This is a genomic window from Amphritea sp. HPY (assembly GCF_050870985.1).
Lineage (GTDB): Bacteria > Pseudomonadota > Gammaproteobacteria > Pseudomonadales > Balneatricaceae > Amphritea.
In genome coordinates, this window is sequence record NZ_CP194015.1 from 3,645,437 (window position 1) to 3,663,500 (window position 18,064).

The 18,064-nt window shown below is 51.8% G+C and carries 13 protein-coding genes and 5 tRNA genes; 12 read left to right on the top strand and 6 right to left on the bottom strand.

The window, feature by feature from the left end; translation table 11 throughout:
* Positions 1 to 141: 141 nt before the first annotated feature.
* The 12 genes from ACQUQM_RS16355 (at position 142) to ACQUQM_RS16410 (ending at position 9,323) form a co-directional block, all read left to right on the top strand.
* Entirely contained in the window at positions 142 to 1,860 is a 1,719-nt protein-coding gene (locus tag ACQUQM_RS16355; protein ID WP_432470948.1) for a tetratricopeptide repeat protein, read from the top strand.
* Positions 1,857 to 2,459, top strand: a complete 603-nt coding sequence (lolB, locus tag ACQUQM_RS16360) for a lipoprotein insertase outer membrane protein LolB (RefSeq protein WP_432470949.1) — start codon at positions 1,857 to 1,859, stop codon at positions 2,457 to 2,459. Before ACQUQM_RS16355 ends, lolB begins: the two co-directional genes overlap by 4 nt.
* A gap of 97 nt (positions 2,460 to 2,556) precedes the next feature.
* A tRNA-Gln gene (locus ACQUQM_RS16365) sits at positions 2,557 to 2,631 on the top strand.
* Positions 2,632 to 2,857: 226 nt separating this feature from the next.
* Positions 2,858 to 3,799: a ribose-phosphate pyrophosphokinase gene (locus tag ACQUQM_RS16370; RefSeq protein WP_432470950.1), complete on the top strand. Its 942-nt coding sequence runs from the start codon at positions 2,858 to 2,860 to the stop codon at positions 3,797 to 3,799.
* 129 nt (positions 3,800 to 3,928) lie between these two features.
* Positions 3,929 to 4,531: a 50S ribosomal protein L25/general stress protein Ctc gene (locus ACQUQM_RS16375; protein ID WP_432470951.1), complete on the top strand. Its 603-nt coding sequence runs from the start codon at positions 3,929 to 3,931 to the stop codon at positions 4,529 to 4,531.
* Between the two features lie 26 nt (positions 4,532 to 4,557).
* The gene (gene pth / locus ACQUQM_RS16380) at positions 4,558 to 5,145 is read left to right on the top strand and encodes an aminoacyl-tRNA hydrolase (protein WP_432470952.1); all 588 of its coding nucleotides are present in this window, start codon (positions 4,558 to 4,560) and stop codon (positions 5,143 to 5,145) included.
* Between the two features lie 22 nt (positions 5,146 to 5,167).
* Positions 5,168 to 6,259, top strand: coding sequence for a redox-regulated ATPase YchF (ychF, locus tag ACQUQM_RS16385; protein WP_432470953.1), 1,092 nt, complete (start codon positions 5,168 to 5,170; stop codon positions 6,257 to 6,259).
* Between the two features lie 157 nt (positions 6,260 to 6,416).
* Positions 6,417 to 6,493, top strand: a tRNA-Met gene (locus tag ACQUQM_RS16390).
* Positions 6,494 to 6,511: 18 nt separating this feature from the next.
* Positions 6,512 to 6,586 (top strand) — tRNA-Gln (locus tag ACQUQM_RS16395).
* 102 nt (positions 6,587 to 6,688) lie between these two features.
* Positions 6,689 to 6,765: transfer RNA gene (locus ACQUQM_RS16400), tRNA-Met, on the top strand.
* Between the two features lie 9 nt (positions 6,766 to 6,774).
* Positions 6,775 to 6,849: transfer RNA gene (locus tag ACQUQM_RS16405), tRNA-Gln, on the top strand.
* A gap of 338 nt (positions 6,850 to 7,187) precedes the next feature.
* Entirely contained in the window at positions 7,188 to 9,323 is a 2,136-nt protein-coding gene (locus ACQUQM_RS16410) for an EAL domain-containing protein (RefSeq protein ID WP_432470954.1), read from the top strand.
* A gap of 126 nt (positions 9,324 to 9,449) precedes the next feature.
* Here ACQUQM_RS16410 and serB read toward each other — a convergent pair whose 3' ends face one another.
* From serB to ACQUQM_RS16440, 6 genes are all read right to left on the bottom strand, one after another.
* Positions 9,450 to 10,670 carry a phosphoserine phosphatase SerB gene (serB, locus tag ACQUQM_RS16415; protein ID WP_432470955.1) on the bottom strand — a complete coding sequence of 407 codons (1,221 nt, stop codon included), beginning with the start codon at positions 10,668 to 10,670 and terminating at the stop codon, positions 9,450 to 9,452.
* Between the two features lie 95 nt (positions 10,671 to 10,765).
* Positions 10,766 to 11,572, bottom strand: coding sequence for an efflux RND transporter periplasmic adaptor subunit (locus tag ACQUQM_RS16420; protein ID WP_432470956.1), 807 nt, complete (start codon positions 11,570 to 11,572; stop codon positions 10,766 to 10,768).
* A complete protein-coding gene (locus tag ACQUQM_RS16425) occupies positions 11,572 to 13,554 on the bottom strand; it encodes a preprotein translocase subunit SecA (RefSeq protein ID WP_432470957.1) in 1,983 nt (660 codons plus the stop codon). Before ACQUQM_RS16425 ends, ACQUQM_RS16420 begins: the two co-directional genes overlap by 1 nt.
* Positions 13,555 to 15,702 (bottom strand): site-2 protease family protein, encoded by a 2,148-nt coding sequence (locus tag ACQUQM_RS16430; RefSeq protein WP_432470958.1) that lies wholly within the window; start codon positions 15,700 to 15,702, stop codon positions 13,555 to 13,557.
* A gap of 53 nt (positions 15,703 to 15,755) precedes the next feature.
* Positions 15,756 to 17,588 (bottom strand): efflux RND transporter periplasmic adaptor subunit, encoded by a 1,833-nt coding sequence (locus ACQUQM_RS16435; protein ID WP_432470959.1) that lies wholly within the window; start codon positions 17,586 to 17,588, stop codon positions 15,756 to 15,758.
* 138 nt (positions 17,589 to 17,726) lie between these two features.
* Entirely contained in the window at positions 17,727 to 18,044 is a 318-nt protein-coding gene (locus ACQUQM_RS16440) for a DUF3467 domain-containing protein (protein ID WP_432470960.1), read from the bottom strand.
* Positions 18,045 to 18,064 lie beyond the last annotated feature (20 nt).

Genomic DNA, 18,064 nt, shown 5'->3' on the forward strand with positions numbered 1-18,064 from the left:
CCTTATAGATTCATCTATAGTGGGACGGAGTATGTAAAATCAGCACGTGGGATTAAGCAACCATGACTAAGCAAGCTGATCCGGATCAGCAGGGCTTAGTCAGTATCACGAATCAGCAATATAATTATGCAGACAGGCGCGATGAAAGCATCCAGTTTAGTCATTACATTATTTTCTCTAATCGTCACCGGCTGCGCACTGCAACCACAACAAAATAAGCAGGCTTACACGCCCCTGCCTGAAGTTGAATATCAGCCGGGGCAGCTAAATCGTGAAACATTGTATGAACTTATCGTTGCCGAAGTGGCTGGCCAGCGCAAACAGTTTGAGCTGTCCCTAGCAAACTACATGCATCAGTCACGCATGACCGGAGACCCGGTTATAGCCAAGCGGGCAACCTATATCGCCCAATACCTGCAGCAACCGGAAAAAACGCTGGAAGCGGCCCAACTGTGGCAGGAAACCGAGCCCGACAACCCGGAACCCTACCAGATTTCAGCCGGACTACTCTTACGACAAGGTGATTTCAACGCCGCCCTGCCGCTGCTACAGAAAGCACTGCAACACTCAGATCAGCAAACTCTGCTGGTCATCCGGGCTCAGTCAGAACGCCTGTCTGCGGATGAACTCACCGCGTATATTCATCTACTTGAACAATACAGGAAGGAAACCGGCACCACTGACACAGGCTTGTTTACTACCCTGGGTATCCTCTATAAGCATCATGGAAAACTGCAGCTTGCCGGTCAGCGCTTTGATCAGGCAATTGCCAGCAACCCCAAGAATCATGAAGCGATATACCAGAAAGCTGAACTGTTTCGTATCCAGCAGCGCTACCCCGAAGCGATCAGCCTGGTAGAACCTGAGCTGAACCAGGACTCCCCTAACCAGCAGCTATATACCCTTTATATACAGGCGCTGTTCCAGAACGATCAGTCCGACAAAGCGGTTACACAAGCCAAACAGCTACTGCAACTTTACCCGAATGAACCCCAGCTAGGCTTCTATATCGCGCTGCTGTTGCTGGAAAATGAAAACATCGACGATAGCCGGCTGATACTGGAACAACTACTGCAAAATTTTCCTAATAACACCACACCCCATTACTACCTGGGCCTGATCGCACAACGCGAACAACGGGATCAGGCTGCCATCAGCCACTTCCTTCAGGTGCGGGACAACAATAACATCCTGCAATCATTCGCTCGAATCTCAGGTTTGCTGGATAACGCAGACGACAAAATGCAACTGCAAAGCATCATGCTTGATGGCCGTAACAGCCTGCCCCAGATCAGCATTCAACTGTTCGTAGCTGAAGCTGAATGGCTAAACCTGCATGATTATAAAGATGAAGCCCTGAACCTGCTGGATGAAGCCCTGCAACAGCATAAAGACGAGATCAATCTGCTCTACTCGCGAGCTATGATGCTTGATCCCCAGGATATATCCCTGATGGAGCAGGATCTGCGCCGGGTAATCGAGATCGATCCACAAAACAGCATGGCAATGAATGCTCTGGGTTATAGCCTGACTATCTATACCGAGCGTTACGACGAGGCCCTGCAACTGATCAGTCAGGCACTAGCTATCACCCCGGACGACCCCGCCGCATTGGATAGCATGGGCTGGGTCCTATATAAACTGGGACGCACACCCGAAGCGGTACCATATCTGGAAAAGGCTTATGACGCCTTCCCCGACCCCGAAGTCAGCAGCCACCTGATCAGAGTCTATATCGCCGCTGGCCAGCTTTTGAAAGCCCGCTCTCTACTCGAACAGGAACTACTAAAACATCCGGATAACGAATACCTCAGTGAAGCCGCCGAGGCGATTAGCAACTCCCAGGAGTCAGCCAAGTGAGACGGTTCCGTATCGCCCTTATTTTCCTGGTCACTCTGCTTGGCGGCTGCTCGCTAATCCCCCCGCAACAGCAACATCCATTGCCAACTGAAGATTCATGGCTGGCACATCAGCAGCGCCAGCTGGCATTAGATAACTGGAATATGAGTGGCAAGATAGGCATCCGTCTGCCTCAGAAAAATCACAACGCCAATATTCACTGGCAACAACTCAGCGGCCACTATGCTATAGAACTGACAGGTCCGTTCGGTCAGGGCGGAGCTAAAATCGAGGGCAACGGTAACGGCATTATTGTTAATGTCGCCGGCGAAGAACCGGTCTGGGCCGACTCACCTGAGCAACTGATGGACCGGACGCTGGGCTGGCAGTTTCCGGTTCGGGAGATGCTTTACTGGGTTCGTGGCATACCGGCACCAGGCAGCCCGTACAACCAGACGTTAGTCGGCAACCGACTCGACAACCTAAGCCAGAAAAACTGGCAAATCAAATACTTAAGATACAGTCAACAAAACGAATATAGCCTGCCGGAAAAGCTTATCATCAGCCAGAACGACCTGCGTATAACCATCATTGCAAAACAGTGGCAGATCCTGCCCTGAAAAGTCTCTATTTCATCCGGCAATTGTTTGACTTTACTCCGGCGTTCCGGGAAAATATGCGCCTCTTTCGGGACATGAGTTCCGTTATGAGAAATACTGGGGTATCGCCAAGCGGTAAGGCAACGGGTTTTGATCTCGTCATGCGCAGGTTCAAATCCTGCTACCCCAGCCATTTTCCTGAATGCTATCTAATAGCCTTCAGAAGAAAAGGTAGAGCATAGAACAGGTGTAAATCCTGCAGTTATGCCCAGCCATATACTAGATTTTTAAATAGTATTGAGACGGCGTTAAAGCTACGGATACCAGACCCTGCATACGCAAGGCGAATGTTTCCGGGCCAGCCAAATACAATGATTGAATCTCCTTTAAACTACATTTCACCCGAGAAGGTAGACACCGTGCCTAAAATGATGGTCTTTACTGGCAATGCTAACCGAGAGCTTGCCGAGAAAGTCGTTGAACGCCTTGATATCCCAATGGGCGAAGCCACAGTTACTAAATTCAGTGACGGTGAAGTCAGCGTTGAGATTCATGAAAACGCCCGTGGTAAGGATGTTTTCATCCTGCAATCCACTTGCGCACCAACCAACGACAACCTGATGGAACTGATCGTGATGGCTGACGCACTGCGTCGTGCCTCCGCCAGCCGCATAACTGCGGTAATTCCATATTACGGCTATGCCCGCCAGGATCGTCGCCCACGCTCAGCACGCGTTGCAATCAGCGCAAAAGTTGTTGCCGATATGCTGGCTGGCGTCGGTATCGATCGGGTCCTGACCGTTGATCTGCACGCCGACCAGATTCAGGGTTTCTTCGACATCCCTGTTGATAACGTATACGGCTCTCCGGTACTGCTGGATGAGATCGCCCGTCAGAAATACGACAACCCTATCGTTGTATCTCCGGACGTTGGCGGCGTTGTCCGAGCCCGCGCCGTTGCCAAGCAGCTTGACTGTGATCTGGCAATCATCGATAAGCGCCGTGAGAAAGCCAATGAATCTCAGGTTATGAACCTGATAGGTGACGTTGAAGGTCGCACCTGCATCCTGGTCGATGACATGTGCGATACTGCTGGTACTTTATGCAAGGCAGCTGGCGCACTTAAAGCTAATGGCGCACTCAAGGTTGTAGCCTATGCAACCCACGCGGTACTGTCCGGCGCAGCGATTGATAATGTTACTAACTCCGAACTGGATGAGCTGGTTGTCACCGATACCATTCCACTGTCTCCTGAGGCAGCCAAATGTGATCGAATCCGTCAAATGACTCTGGCTCCTTTACTTGCAGAAGCGGTACGCCGCGTCTGCAACGAAGAATCTATCAGCGCTATGTTCCGCTAAGGTACGCCTTAAAAGAACCGCTGATAAAGGTCTCGTAAGAGACAACGCGCCCGACTAAGGGCTAACTGAAATAGCTGCAAATATCTGGTCGCAAGATATTTGCAGTTTGTTTTTATTAAAGGTATTAAAATGACCGATTTTGTATTGAATGCACTGCCTCGCGAAGACGAAGGGAAAGGTGCGAGCCGCCGCCTGCGTCGCGCTGGATACGTTCCAGCTGTTGTATACGGTGGTGACAAGCGTAAGAAGCCTGTTTCTATCTCTCTGGAAAACCGCGTTCTGGTAAAGCAGATCGAAGACGAGACTTTCTTCTCTTCCATCCTATCTCTGGAACTGGACGGCAAAGCTGAGAAAGTAATCGTTAAAGACTTTCAGCGCCATCCTGCTAAGAACACTGTTCAGCACATCGATTTCCAGCGTGTTACTAAGTCCAACCCAATTCAGATCATCGTACCTCTGAACTTCGTTAACTTCGAAGCTTCTCCAGCAGGTAAAGCGTCTGGTAAGTTTGCTATTCAGCAGAACACTACTGAAGTTCGCTGCCTGGCTGACAAGCTGCCGGAAGCTCTTGAAGTTGATATGTCTGGTGTAGAGATGGGCCAGGTTATCCACCTGTCTAACATCACTCTGCCAGCTGGCGTTGAGATCGTACAACTGCGTCGTGGTGCTGACCGTGACCAGGGCATCGCTCAGACTTACGCTCCTCGTGGCGCTAAAGCTGAAGCTGAGTAAGCTCTAAGCTACCTACAGGTTCCGGCATGAAAGACAGGATACAACTGATCGTTGGTCTGGGTAATCCAGGCCAGCAATATGAACAAACCCGTCATAATGCCGGCGCTGAGTTTGTCGAGCAGCTTGCTGCTCGACATCTCACTCCCCTCAAGGCCGATAGTAAATATCACGGTCTGTACGGAAAGATCAGCCTGAACGGACAACCTGTTCACCTGCTGATCCCGACTACTTTTATGAATATCAGTGGTCAATCTGTTGCCTCCCTGGCTAATTTCTACAAGATCCCTGCTGAATCGATTCTGGTCGCTCATGATGAGCTGGACCTGCCACCCGGTGTTGCCCGCTTTAAACAAGGCGGAGGTCACGGTGGACATAACGGTTTACGCGATATCATCAGCAGAATGGGCAACAACAAGAATTTCTATCGTTTGCGCTTAGGCATCGGGCATCCCGGCAGCGCAAATCAGGTCAGCGGCTTCGTCCTCAAAAAAGCACCGGCAAGCGAGCGCGATATGACCCTTGCTGCCACCGACGAAGCGTTGCGCGTTCTTGACCAGGCCATTAGTGGCGACTGGCTCAAGGCGATGAATACATTACATACTTTTAAAGCTTAATTTCCACTAACAGGATACTGACATGGGTTTCAAATGCGGCATCGTTGGCCTGCCAAACGTAGGTAAATCAACCCTGTTTAACGCACTGACTAAAGCGGGTATCGGTGCGGAAAACTTCCCTTTTTGTACCATAGAGCCGAACGCCGGCATCGTACCTATGCCCGATCCGCGCCTCGATGCACTGGCTGAAATTGTTAAGCCGGAACGGGTACTGGCAACGACAATGGAATTCGTTGATATCGCAGGGCTGGTTGCAGGCGCTTCCAAAGGTGAAGGCCTCGGTAATAAGTTCCTGGCGAACATCCGAGAAACAGACGCTATCGCACACGTGGTACGCTGCTTTGAAGATGAAAACGTTATCCACGTCGCCAATAAGATCGATCCGATGGACGACATCGATATCATCAATACCGAACTGGCCCTGGCCGACCTGGAATCGGTAGAAAAGCAACTACAGAAAGTTCTGCGGATTGCCAAGAGCGGCGATAAAGAGGCTCTGAAATCAAAAGCCATTTTGGAAAAGCTGGTTGCTCACCTCGATGCAGGCAAACCAGTCCGGGCGCTCGAACTGAACGATGATGAACAAGCAGAGATCAAGCAGTTCCACCTGCTGACCACTAAACCGACCATGTATATCGCCAATGTCGATGAAGATGGCTTCGAAGACAACAAGCACCTGGATCAGGTGCGCGCCCTGGCCCTGGAAGAAGGCGCCGAGCTGGTTGTTATCTGTAACAAGATGGAAGCTGAAATTTCAGAGCTCGATGACGAAGAGCGTCTGGAATTCCTGCAGGACATGGGCATGGAAGAGCCAGGCCTGGATCGGGTTATCCGTGCCGGCTATCAACTACTGGACCTGCAGACCTACTTCACCGCAGGTGTTAAGGAAGTCCGCGCCTGGACTGTTAAGGTTGGCGCAACAGCTCCAGAAGGCGCCGGTGTGATTCATACCGATTTCCAAAAAGGCTTCATCCGTGCGGAAGTAATTGGTTACGATTTTTTCATTGAGCACAAAGGTGAAGCTGGTGCCAAAGACGCCGGCAAATGGCGCCTGGAAGGTAAAGATTACATCCTCAAAGATGGCGATGTAGTGCACTTCCGCTTCAACGTTTAAGCACCACAACTGCACAAAAAATAGGCCGTTCTGCGCTTGCGTTGAACGGCTTTTTTATGCCTGCCTGAAAGACTCTAAAATAGCTGACTTTTTTACGCCTAATCTGTTGACAGACATACGAAAAAAGAGAATAATTCGCGGCCTTGATAAGTGCTAAGGCAATATAGCTCAGCTGGTTAGAGCATCGCATTCATAATGCGAGGGTCGCAGGTTCGAGTCCCGCTATTGCCACCATGCTTTTATCAACTCTGCTGGGGTATCGCCAAGCGGTAAGGCAACGGGTTTTGATCTCGTCATGCGCAGGTTCAAATCCTGCTACCCCAGCCATCTTTACGAACTATTTTATAGTAAGTAAAAGTGGCTGACAGAGAACTGGTTGGAAACAACCAACTTTTATATAACGGTTATTAAACCCACTGTTATGTAAACGGCAATATAGCTCAGCTGGTTAGAGCATCGCATTCATAATGCGAGGGTCGCAGGTTCGAGTCCCGCTATTGCCACCATTATGTTGCTGGGGTATCGCCAAGCGGTAAGGCAACGGGTTTTGATCTCGTCATGCGCAGGTTCAAATCCTGCTACCCCAGCCATTCTTTTTCCAGGATTCATCTCTGTTTGTTTCGACCACCTCTGGCAGCGCATTTTGATTTCAGTTATCTGAAACAAGTGGCCAGACCGCTGAGCAAGCTCAGCTCGCCAGAACGTCACGCAAGCGTGACTGCTAGTGGCTAGACCCCCCCTAAAAAACAATTCTTCTGATTCAAGCTTCGCTCTGGAAAAATCCTACTATCACCTATTCAACGCCTCCCCTCTTTTAAACAAGTGTTTTATTCGATCTCTTGATTTGATACCAATTGCCATCCTGACATTGGTTATTAAACAGGCTAAACTTGTCAGTCATTAAGGATATTCAGCACAGAAGAGCGATATGACTGGAAACGTTGCTACGGGCTCGCCAGACGCCCTGTTAAAAAGGATTATTTCAGAGAAGCGTCAGCGACTGCGTAAGAACGTACACATTCTTTTTCTTGGCCTGACTGCTGCAGAGGCTGATCCGATCATTACGCTGCTCAGAGGCGCTCGCCTGGCCCCCAGAGGCAAGCAGGTACAGTCTGCCGATGAGTTTACTGCAGCCCTCAGCGAAAGGGCCTGGGACCTCATTCTAAGCCCTCAGGCCGAAGGCCATTTCGCCGCCAAAGAAGCGATTCAGATTCTCACCCGCCTGAATAAAGACATACCCGTCATCCAACTGGTACCACGCAGCACCAGCCAGTCTCTGCTGCAAGGACTGAAAGCCAGGATGGCTACCGTAATATCCCTTGAGGAACAGGAACTGCTGCTGATCCAGATCCGACGTCAGCTTGAGCACCTGGAGAATCGCCGGCGAATGCGCCAGGCGGAAGCCCATCTCGCCGAAGCTGAAAAACAGTGTCTGCAACTGGCCAGAATTTCAGAGCTGCCAATCATCTACCTCAACGCGGACCTCAATCCACTGTTCAGTAATCCGGCTTTCCATGATCTGTTCGGCCTTGAGCAGGAGAACCTGCACGGTCAGGGGCTGGATAAATTTATCGCGATGAAAGATCGCGAACAGCTCCGGCAACAGCTTGAAGCGGCTAAAAACAAAACCGCCGATGAGATCAGGATCGAACTGAATGGGCGTCGGATTGACGGTTCCAACTTTCTCGCCAGTTTCAGACTACAGCACGCCCGCTACCAGAATCAGGATTGTGTCCAGGTGATCATCGAACCGGATAGCAATATCAAACAACAAACCTTTGAGAATCTGGATCCCATCACCCGGTTGTACGATAAACAGTTTATGCTCAGTAAACTGGAGAAAGCAGTGCATAAAGCTCTGCCTGGCGGGGCTGACTGTAACCTGCTCTATATTAAGTTCGATAATCACAGCACTCTGCTGTCCGAGCTGGGCTCCAAGGGCTGCGATATCGTCATGGCCGATCTGGCCGAACTGCTGCGTAACAAGATCAATAAAGCCCATATATGCGCCCGCCTTGATGACGGTGTTTTCGCAATATTGTTCCACGACCCCAGCCCCGATAAAGCGGTAAAGCTCGCAGAACTACTACGTCGGGCAATCGCTGAAATCCAATTCACAGTCACCGGTACTACAGTACAGACCACTTGCAGTATTGGTGTTTGCACCATCAACGATAACGCACCTCACTACATTGAACTGCTTGACCGGGCAAAAGTTGCCGCTGAAGATATCCGCACTAAAGATCGCAACGGCAACGGCGTAAAACTCTACGAGCTGAAACCTGAAATTGACGAGGTTGCGGAAGACGATTCCGCCGTCCAGCTGATCCGCGATGCCCTGGCTAACGATAAATTCCGCATTCTGTTTCAGCCGGTGGTCGGCCTCAGCTCGGCTAACGGTCTGGGCAATTACGAAGTATTCCTGCGCCTGCACGATGAAGAGAACAAAGAAGGCATCTCACCTAATGTCTTCCTTACTACCCTGGACAATGCCGAAACCAGTATCAGTATGGATAAATGGGTGATCGAGAAAGCCTTCTGTCAGGTCGCCGATAAGCTCAAAGAACAGCAACGCAGCCGGGTATTTATCAACCTGACCACACGCTCCTTCCAGAATTCAGAGATGCTGATCTGGCTACAGGATCAACTGAAGCAACACCGTATTCCCGCCGACCTGATCGTATTCCAGATCAGCGAATCCGATATGACGACCCACCTGGCACAGGCCCAGAACTTCGTACTGGGTGTTCGCAAGCTGGGTTGTAAGATCTGTATCAAGCATTTCGGAATATCAGAAGACAAGGACGCCCTGCGCAGGAAAATTAAACCGGAGCTGATCAAGCTGGATGGTTCCTTCATTCAGGACCTGTCTGACTCTCCGGCAGCAGACAAGCATTTTGCAGCGATGATCAAAATGATCAAGGAATCAGGTATTCAGACCATCGCACCGATGGTGGAAGACACCCGCCTGATGGGTAAGCTTTGGAAACTCGGCATCGATTATGTTCAGGGCTACTACCTGCAACCACCCGGACCAGAAATGAACTATGACTTTTTCGAATAGAAAAGTCAGTGGTTAGAACGTCGCTGCGCGACTGCTAGAACCGCTGAGCAAGCTCAGCTCGCTAGTAGCTAGAAAATTCAAAAGCCATAAGCCAAAAAACCGCCTGTCGGCGGTTTTTTTTTCTGGCTACTGATCCAACGCATCCCTATCCCGGAAACCGATCAGGTACAGGATCCCGTCCAGCCCCAAAGTAGAGATCGCCTGTTTAGCACTCTTGCGCACTAATGGCTTGGCGCGGAAAGCGATACCCAAGCCAGCGATAGAGAGCATCGGCAGGTCGTTAGCACCATCGCCTACGGCAATGGTCTGCTCCAGGCGGACACCCTCTTTCTCAGCTATCTCACGCAGCAGCTCAGCCTTACGCTTGCCATCGACAACAGTTCCGACAACATTGCCTGTGACTTTACCGTTTTCGATCTCCAGCTCATTGGCGTAGACATAATCGAAGCCCATTTTCTGCTGCAGGAAGCGGCCGAAGTAGTTAAAGCCACCGGACAGGATCGCAGTCTTGAAACCCAGCGCCTTTAGGTTTGAAACCAGCTCTTCCACGCCTTCGGTCAGCGGCAAGCGTTGCGCGACGCCCTCCAGTACAGACTCATCAAGCCCCTTGAGCAGCGCCATACGACGCTTAAAGCTTTCAGTAAAGTCGATCTCGCCACGCATCGCAGCTTCGGTAATTTCGGCTACCTGATCGCCGACACCAGCTTCTATGGCCAGCTCATCGATCACTTCGGCTTCAATCAATGTTGAATCCATATCGAATACCACCAGACGGCGGTTACGGCGATAGATATCATCTTTCTGGAAGGCGATATCCACATCCAGATCATTCGCTATACGCAGAAACTCTTCCCGCAGCAGCGTCGTGTCTGCCGGCGCACCACGTACCGAAAACTCGACACAGGCCTTAGTTTTTTCCTGCGCCTGTGTATCGAGGGAAATACGTCCGGAAAGACGGCTGATGTTATCTATATTCAAGCCATGATTTGCCGCGGTCTGCGCTACCATACCGATGTGCTCGGCGGTAACATGACGCGCCAGCAGGGTAATGATATGACGGGATTTTCCCTGTCCACCGACCCAGACTTCGTATTCATCACGGGTAACCGGCTGAAAGCGGATATTCATATTCAGCTCATGCGCTTTAAACAGAACATCCCGCAATACCGGCGATGATTCCGACTCTTCAGGCACCCCGATAAGGATACCCAGAGACAGAGTGTTATGGATAACCGCCTGACCAATATCGAGAATCTCGATATTAAATTGCGCCAGAATACTGGTAATAGAGGATGTTACGCCCGGCTTGTCTTCACCGGAGATATTCAGCAGGATGATCTCGTTCATGACCTATTCGCTAAGGATGCTTAAGATGCGCAGAATTATACCACCTGAAAAGATAAATACTGTGAAAGATAACCGCAACAGGTTCTCAGCCACGCCTATTGCGCAAAGCTGACACTGCATTTCAGCCCTGCTGGCAACAGGTAGTCCGGGTTAGATACCGATAAGCGCACACCAAAAGTACCACTGGCGGCGTCGAGTATCCGGTCAACGATCTGGACTTCAGCATCATGACTGGTTTGCAATGGCGCTTCCAGCATCACCCGGGCACTACTGCCCTGCACGATATCACCATAATATTTTGCAGGTACCACCACTTCGATATACAGGGGATCCAACTGCACCACCTGCAGAATTGGCTCTTCACCGACATACTCACCAGGATCAAGGAAAGTATCGACCACGACCCCCGTCAGAGGACTACGAACCGTCTTCTGCGCCAGCATGGCCCTGGTCTGTTCCATCTCATAGCCATAGATACGATTATTAATAATAATCTCGTCTTTTTCCTGCTCGGAGATCAGCTTACGCTGATACAGTTCAGTGTTACGTTTGATCGTGCGCTGGCCATAGTCCGCCTGCGCCCGGTTCAGTTTAAGAGTGGCGACCTCAACTTCGGAGCGTAGCTTAACCAGCACATCCCCCTGTTTTACCAGATCGCCGCGCTGCACCAATACCTTGTCAATTACGCCTACCACCGGGCTGGCAATATTGGTATCAACACTAGGCGTAAGCAGGCAGTCCATCTGCGGCAAACGATTGGCAGCAGTATCCGCCTGCAGCTGACTATGCTCCGTTACCGACTGATCGAGAGGCATAGCCAGTAGTTTTTCAGCCTCAGATTGAGTGGTTGCCATGGCGCAGCTACTAAGTAACAACGTAATCAGAGATACCTGTTTAATCATCAGTCTACCGGTCCTGAAAAAGCTAATAATTCATTCTGTTTGTGATCATACTCAAGGGTCGCCTGCCGCGCCAGATAGTTCTGCCGCTCGACATATTGCTGTTCCACCCGCAGCAGGTTCAACGCTGCCTTCTGTCCCGCCGCAGACTTAACCCCTAAGGTTTGGCAGGTGGTCATCAAGCTCTTACCACGCAGGGTTCTGATCGGCTGATCTTCCAAAGTCAGCAACATCTCAAAACTACCGGGATCGCCCTGCCGGGCACTTCGCCCAGCCAACTGCCGATCCACCCTGACCGATTCATAGTGTTCGGTGAGAATAACATGCAAACCACCGGCATCATTCACCGACGGTGCCAACTTAATATCGGTACCCCGTCCCGCCATATTGGTTGCCACCATTACCCGACCAGGTTGTCCGGCCTGCGCGACAATCTCCGCTTCTTGTTTATCCTGCTTGGCGCTGAGCAGCTGATGCGCTACGCCCGCTTGCTGTAAGTGCTCACTAGCGGTTTCTGATGCGGCAACCGAAGCGGTACCTATAAGCACTGCGCGTCCCTGCAGCATCATCTCCTGGCAGCGTATTACAACCTGCTGCCAGCGTTCATCCGCGGTTTTAAAGACCTGTGTCGGCTGGCTGATGCGGCGTTCCGCCTTATTCGGTTTAACCGGGGTTACCGCCAGGCCATAAACACGCCAGAGTTCGTCTTTCACTTCCCATGCAGTGCCGGTCATACCGGATAGTTGCAGATAGCGACGGAAGAAATTCTGGTAACTGATCCGGGCCAGGGTTATCCGTTGCTGGGTCAGCTCACACTGTTCTTTCAGCTCCACCATCTGATGCAGGCCCTTCTCCCAGGATCGCCCCTCCATCACCCGGCCGCTTAACGGATCAATCAGTTCGACTTTACCTTCACGTACCAGATAATCCTTATCCAGCTCATACATAAAGCGGGCCAGCAGCGCCTTGTGGATAATCTCTTCCCGACGGATTGCGCCTTTCCACAGCGGGCCAAGGTCAGCACTCAACAACCGTAAAGCTTCAGTACCCTGCTCGGTCAGATCGATCTGCCGACGGTCGCTGTCTACCGTAAAATCATGTTCCTGTTCCAGTTCAAAAGACAACTGGTAGGCGGTTTCTATAAATTCCTGTTCCTCTTCATTTCCCTGGGTGCCAGAGATAATCAGCGGTGTGCGGGACTCATCGATCAGAACGCTATCAACTTCATCGACCAGTGCAAAATGCAGGCCGCGCAGTTGCAGCTGATTTTCCAACTTAGTACTGCGCAGCGCTTCGACCTGCATCCGTAAAGGTTGCGGCTTATCCAGCTTCATCCGGTCACGCAGGTAATCGAACACCAGCTCCTTACCGGTAACGTAAACGATATCCTGCTGGTACGCCTGCCGCCGTCCAGCCTGCTCCACCTCATGGCTAATCACCCCCACTGACAGACCAAACTTATGGTACAGAGGCACCATCTCTTCGGCATCCCGTTCGGTCAGGTAATCGTTTACCGTAATCACATGTACCGGCAGCCCCGCCAGCGCTGCGGCGATTACCGGTAGCACCGCGGTCAGGGTTTTACCCTCACCGGTTTTCATCTCGGCGATACGACCCTGTAACATGATCCAGCCGCCAGTCAGCTGACTGTCAAAATGGCGCATACCCAGCACCCGGCCAGACATTTCGCGAATGATCGAAAACTGCTCGGCGATCAGCAGATCGGTGAAGCCCTGGCTACGAATCAAATCGCCCAGTTCTGTCGCCCGTTGCAACAGCCGCCGGTCTTCAGTTTCAGCATAAGCCGCGGCAAACTCTGACACCCGGGCGACAAAACTGCGTTGGCGCAATTTCAGCCGCCCCGGATTTAACTCAAACGTCCCTTGCAACCTGCGCTGCAGACGCTCAAGCCAGTCCAGCTGTAACACTTTCTGTTCGGGACGGTGACGGTAATCCGCAGGCGCATGATGAGCTGTCTTAATCACTCAGAACTCCAGTTCACGCAGTAATACCCGACGCAGGTCCCGGTAGATGCGGAAACCCAATGGCTCAGGCGTGTGCCGGAAACGGATATAAACCCGTTCACCGATACGCTGGATCGGCATATCATCGATCAGCAGATCAAAAAGAAAGATCGGGTCAAACGCCTGTGGCTCATCCTGACTGCTCGGATCCAGCGCAAACTGGCCACCACCTTCAACCGACAATGCAGGGCTGGGCAGGGTTTTCTGGGCGCTGGGTACTTCGGTCGACAGGATAGCGGGAATTTCATGATCGATATTTTCAGACAAACGCACCGTTACCTGACGCACATCGCTGCGCACCGCCTCGATATCATCCTGCCCGACTACAGCTCTGACCTGATACTGCCCTGGCTGCAGCACATAGCCCAGCAGAGTCCCCCGTGGCAGAAAACGGGCTTCCGGATCAACCGGCAGCGCTAACTGAAATACGCCATCGCTCGGGCTGTTCAGTTGCAGCCCCTTTTGTTCATCCAGCGAGCGGGCCAGCTCGGCCCGGGCCTGACCGATCTCTTCGAGAATAATTCCAGCCTCATTCTGCCGCTCATCGGCCACCGCCGAACGGTAATGCACCATCAACTCTTTCAGTCGGGCAGCATCCTGATCAATCTGCGCCGTCAGCGCTTCATTGCTACTATCAAACAGTAACTGTCCGGCGCTGACCTCTTCCCCGGACTGGATATAGACCCGTTCCAAAAAGCCATTGCTGCCGGCTAATAAACGGGATGATTCCGGTGCCCAGAACACACCATGGGCAACGGTCATTTTCGGCATCGGTACGATAAACAAAAAGATCCCCAGCACGGCGATAATGGCGGCTGATACTGACAGCGCACGCGCCCTCTTCTGACGTAAATTTTGATCCATAAAAAGATACCTGAAAATTGCCACCGTGGGCTTGCCAAACATATTGTACAGCGCCAGCAACGCCAGCAGAATGCCGATAAAAAACAGTTCACTGGCGACAAACATTACAATACTGAAGGTGATAAATACCCGATAGATAAAGCTCGCCACTGAATAAAACACCAGCCAGCGGGCTTCTCCAGGACTGTACGCCGCAGTCGTTTCCTGTTCCTGACCAAACAGATATTTTTTGCACAGGTAAGCCACCTGCTTAGTACCCCGGCCAGCCATGTTAGGTATTTCAAGAAAATCCGACAGCGTGTAATAGGCATCAAAACGCAGCAGCGGATTACCATTAAACAACACCGTCGATACGCCGGCGATAAGTAATGTATTGAACGCCAGACTGCGCACTAAGCCCGGTTCGGCATTAACCCACACCGCCATCGCTATCGCAGCGATAAAAGCTTCAATCAGAATGCCCGCCGCGGCCACCATCATGCGCTGATATTTATTACGAAATGCCGCCGACGATGAAGCATCGACATAGGGGATCGGCATAAAGATCAGGAACATCACCCCCATCTCATGCACTTCGCCACCCCAGCGCTTAACCGCATAGGCATGGCCAAATTCATGAATCAGCTTAACCACGGGATAGACCAGCCAGATCAGAAACAGGTTCTCCGCCGCCAGCACCCTGTCGGCCAGGTTTTCAGTCAGTTCAGACCAGTGATAACCGGCCTGAACCAGGGCCCAACCAATGCACCACAGCCAGATCAGACCGACAAGTGGGTTAAACAGCCAGCGGCTGAAACCCGCGGTACGATTAAGAAATGGTTCGGGATCGATTAACGGTACTTTGATCGCCAGCGGCGACTTGAACATCGCCATTAGCTTCGCGCGTCGCTCTTTACTGCTGCGGGCATGCATTTCAGCGACATCAGGAATAACATCGGTCTGAATCAGATCAACCCGATACAGCTGTGATAGCAACTGGATCACTTCATCCTGGGAGGGCATCTCATCGGCCAGCTGATCACCGGCACTGTGCCATATTTCATCCAGGCTGCGCCGGCCATCCATCAAACCTATCAATGCATAAGCCTGAGGCGTAAAGCGATGATAGCGGCCGCTGGCGTCATCCTGAATCACATACCAGACATCACCCCGGTAGACATGGCGGTTGATCTCAACATGGGAACGCAGGCGGGGCCGGACATCCGCTACCTTGTGCCAGAAAGCACTGAACAGCGACGCCGACATCAGCGTGCCGCCTTATCAGCTGGCCGGTATTGAGTGCTAATCATCGCAACCACCTAAGGCCAGAATGCCCAGAGTTTCAGCTTCAGCCACTGTAACAGTGGATAGGTCCAGATCCAGATCAGGTTGCGCTCATCCACTTCGATCTTGCCGACCCCTTCCATGCCTGGGCGCAGCTGTGGCAGAGACTGCAACAACTCTGCTTCGACCCGAAAATAGTTACCGCCATCCTTTGCTTCGGTTACCGGTGTAACCCGGTTTACTTCAAACTCAAAAGTTTCTTCCGGCAGCGAGTTCAGCACCAGGCGCCCCCTCTGCTGCTCAGTGATATCCGCCATGCGATGTTCATCAACCAGCAGGATCACCCGATAGCTATCCAGCGGGGCCACTTCAAACAGCACCTCACCCTGTTCCACCGCGCTACCCAGACGCTGACTCAGATCACCACTGGTCACCAGGCCATCAAACGGTGCCTTCAACCGGGTACGCTCTAGCTGACTCTTAACCAGCTCAAGCTGGGCGTTGTTCTGCTCAAGCTGTGCCTGCAGCACTTTGGCTTCAGCCCGGTCCCGGTTCGCGACCGCTTCTTCATACTGGCGCTGCAACTTGGCCGCAGAACTCAGGTAGCCGAGCTTCTCCAGCGTCAAATCCCGGTCATCCAGCTGACTCATCAGCTGACCGGCACTGACCCGATCACCGGCCTGTACTTCAGCCGAATCAAGGTAGCCCTCGAACGGCGCGACAACGGCCCGGCGTACGGAGCCTTCCAGGGTACTGTCGGCAGCCACCTGATAGGTGCCGGTTGCAAAGGTAAAGAACAGACAGACCAGAACCAGCGCCGACAACGCTAACTTGCGACCCAGATAACGTTCGCCAAACAACCGCTTAAACTGAGTAGAGACAGCGCTGCCCAGATGCTGATACCAGTGTTTATCCTGCGCCTGTTTATTGCGCAGCACTTCGCTGGAGAGCGTAACAATACTGTATAAGCGGGCCTCATCTGCTTCACTGAACGGCTGTTCAGCAGGACGTTCAAGAGTCACCGCGCCAAAATAGTCATCACCGGAATGCAGCGGAATGGTCAGAATATTGGCATTACCGTAGGACAGTGCGAACTGGGCGTGTTCGCGCTGTACCAGCTGGCTGTCTTCGAGTTTCGTGGCGCAATAATTGATGATGCCACGCTGCAGTACCGACTCATCCATCACCCCTGAAAGACGTCGAATCAGGTTCATCTTCTTGCCGAACTGGGCGCTATGGGACAGCGCTGTCACTTCGATCTGGGCACCTTTAATCAGGCCAAAACTGACCCGGTCACAGCTGAAGTCCGCCGCCAGCTGGTTAACAAAGGTCAGTGCTGCCCCCTGAAAACGCTCTTCGGCTAACACTGCAGCCAACAGATCTACCGCACCCGACAAGCGCTCAAACTGCTCGCCCTGTTCTTTACCGTGCTGACGACGTAACAGCAGTTCGATCCAGGCGCTACCCCACTGAATCTGCTCCATAATGTCCGGCAGCAGAATATTAGGGACATTCAGCGACAACGCTACGACGCCGGCAAGATCGTCATCTAATCGAATAGGGAATGCGACACCATAACTGCCCGATGCTAATGAATGCACCAGCCCGGAAGCTTCTTCGATCCCCTCTTCAATCAGCGCGGTGAACTCCTCATCAGGCTGACTCTTTTCCGGCCAGATCGCGGTTGGCAAAAAACCTGATTCACCGTTATCCAGCACCAGGGCCGCAATCGTGACACCACCGATACGGGTACACATAAGCTCCAGCCAGTACTGACAGTATTCGGTATAACTATCGGCACCACTGAACTGCACCCAGGCCTGGCGCAATACATCGTTACTCGTTTGAGGTTCTGACTCTATCTGCATATTTACCGGTTTTTCTGCTCTTGCCAATATCAGGTAACAACTGAAACGTCTTGCCGCACCCGGCTACTGTGAGAGCGCATCATTGCTGTATATAAATATGCCCGACATAAGCCGGGCATATCGAAAATCACCGCGAATTTAGTGGCTGCTTTTAACCGCTTCTGCCGCTTCAGGGCTACCCTCACCGATCTCACCGAAACGCTCTTCGTACTGTGCCAGTACGTTGTTAAGCAGGTTAGCCATCCGCTTAGCGGCATACGGGTTCAGGATAATTCGATCAGACAGCTCAATAGTCAGCTGCTTCTGCTGCGCATTCCAAGCCTGGTTCAGACCGTACAGCAAGGTGATCTCCTCACGGGTGCTGGATACATTACACACATTGGCGTAAGTACTGGTCATCTTCGAATCATCCCAGCGAATAGTCGGGCCTTGTACTTTCTTCTCTTGATCAGCCATCGTTGTTCCTTATGCGTTAG

Bases quoted from the DNA above. Each gene is read 5' to 3' on its own strand.
- ACQUQM_RS16375 (WP_432470951.1), top strand. From the start codon at position 3,929: ATGACCGATTTTGTATTGAATGCACTGCCTCGCGAAGACGAAGGGAAA.
- serB (WP_432470955.1), bottom strand. From the start codon at position 10,670: ATGAACGAGATCATCCTGCTGAATATCTCCGGTGAAGACAAGCCGGGC.
- pth (WP_432470952.1), top strand. From the start codon at position 4,558: ATGAAAGACAGGATACAACTGATCGTTGGTCTGGGTAATCCAGGCCAG.
- ACQUQM_RS16430 (WP_432470958.1), bottom strand. From the start codon at position 15,702: ATGTCGGCGTCGCTGTTCAGTGCTTTCTGGCACAAGGTAGCGGATGTC.
- ACQUQM_RS16355 (WP_432470948.1), top strand. From the start codon at position 142: ATGAAAGCATCCAGTTTAGTCATTACATTATTTTCTCTAATCGTCACC.
- ACQUQM_RS16440 (WP_432470960.1), bottom strand. From the start codon at position 18,044: ATGGCTGATCAAGAGAAGAAAGTACAAGGCCCGACTATTCGCTGGGAT.
- ychF (WP_432470953.1), top strand. From the start codon at position 5,168: ATGGGTTTCAAATGCGGCATCGTTGGCCTGCCAAACGTAGGTAAATCA.
- ACQUQM_RS16410 (WP_432470954.1), top strand. From the start codon at position 7,188: ATGACTGGAAACGTTGCTACGGGCTCGCCAGACGCCCTGTTAAAAAGG.
- ACQUQM_RS16435 (WP_432470959.1), bottom strand. From the start codon at position 17,588: ATGCAGATAGAGTCAGAACCTCAAACGAGTAACGATGTATTGCGCCAG.
- ACQUQM_RS16420 (WP_432470956.1), bottom strand. From the start codon at position 11,572: ATGATTAAACAGGTATCTCTGATTACGTTGTTACTTAGTAGCTGCGCC.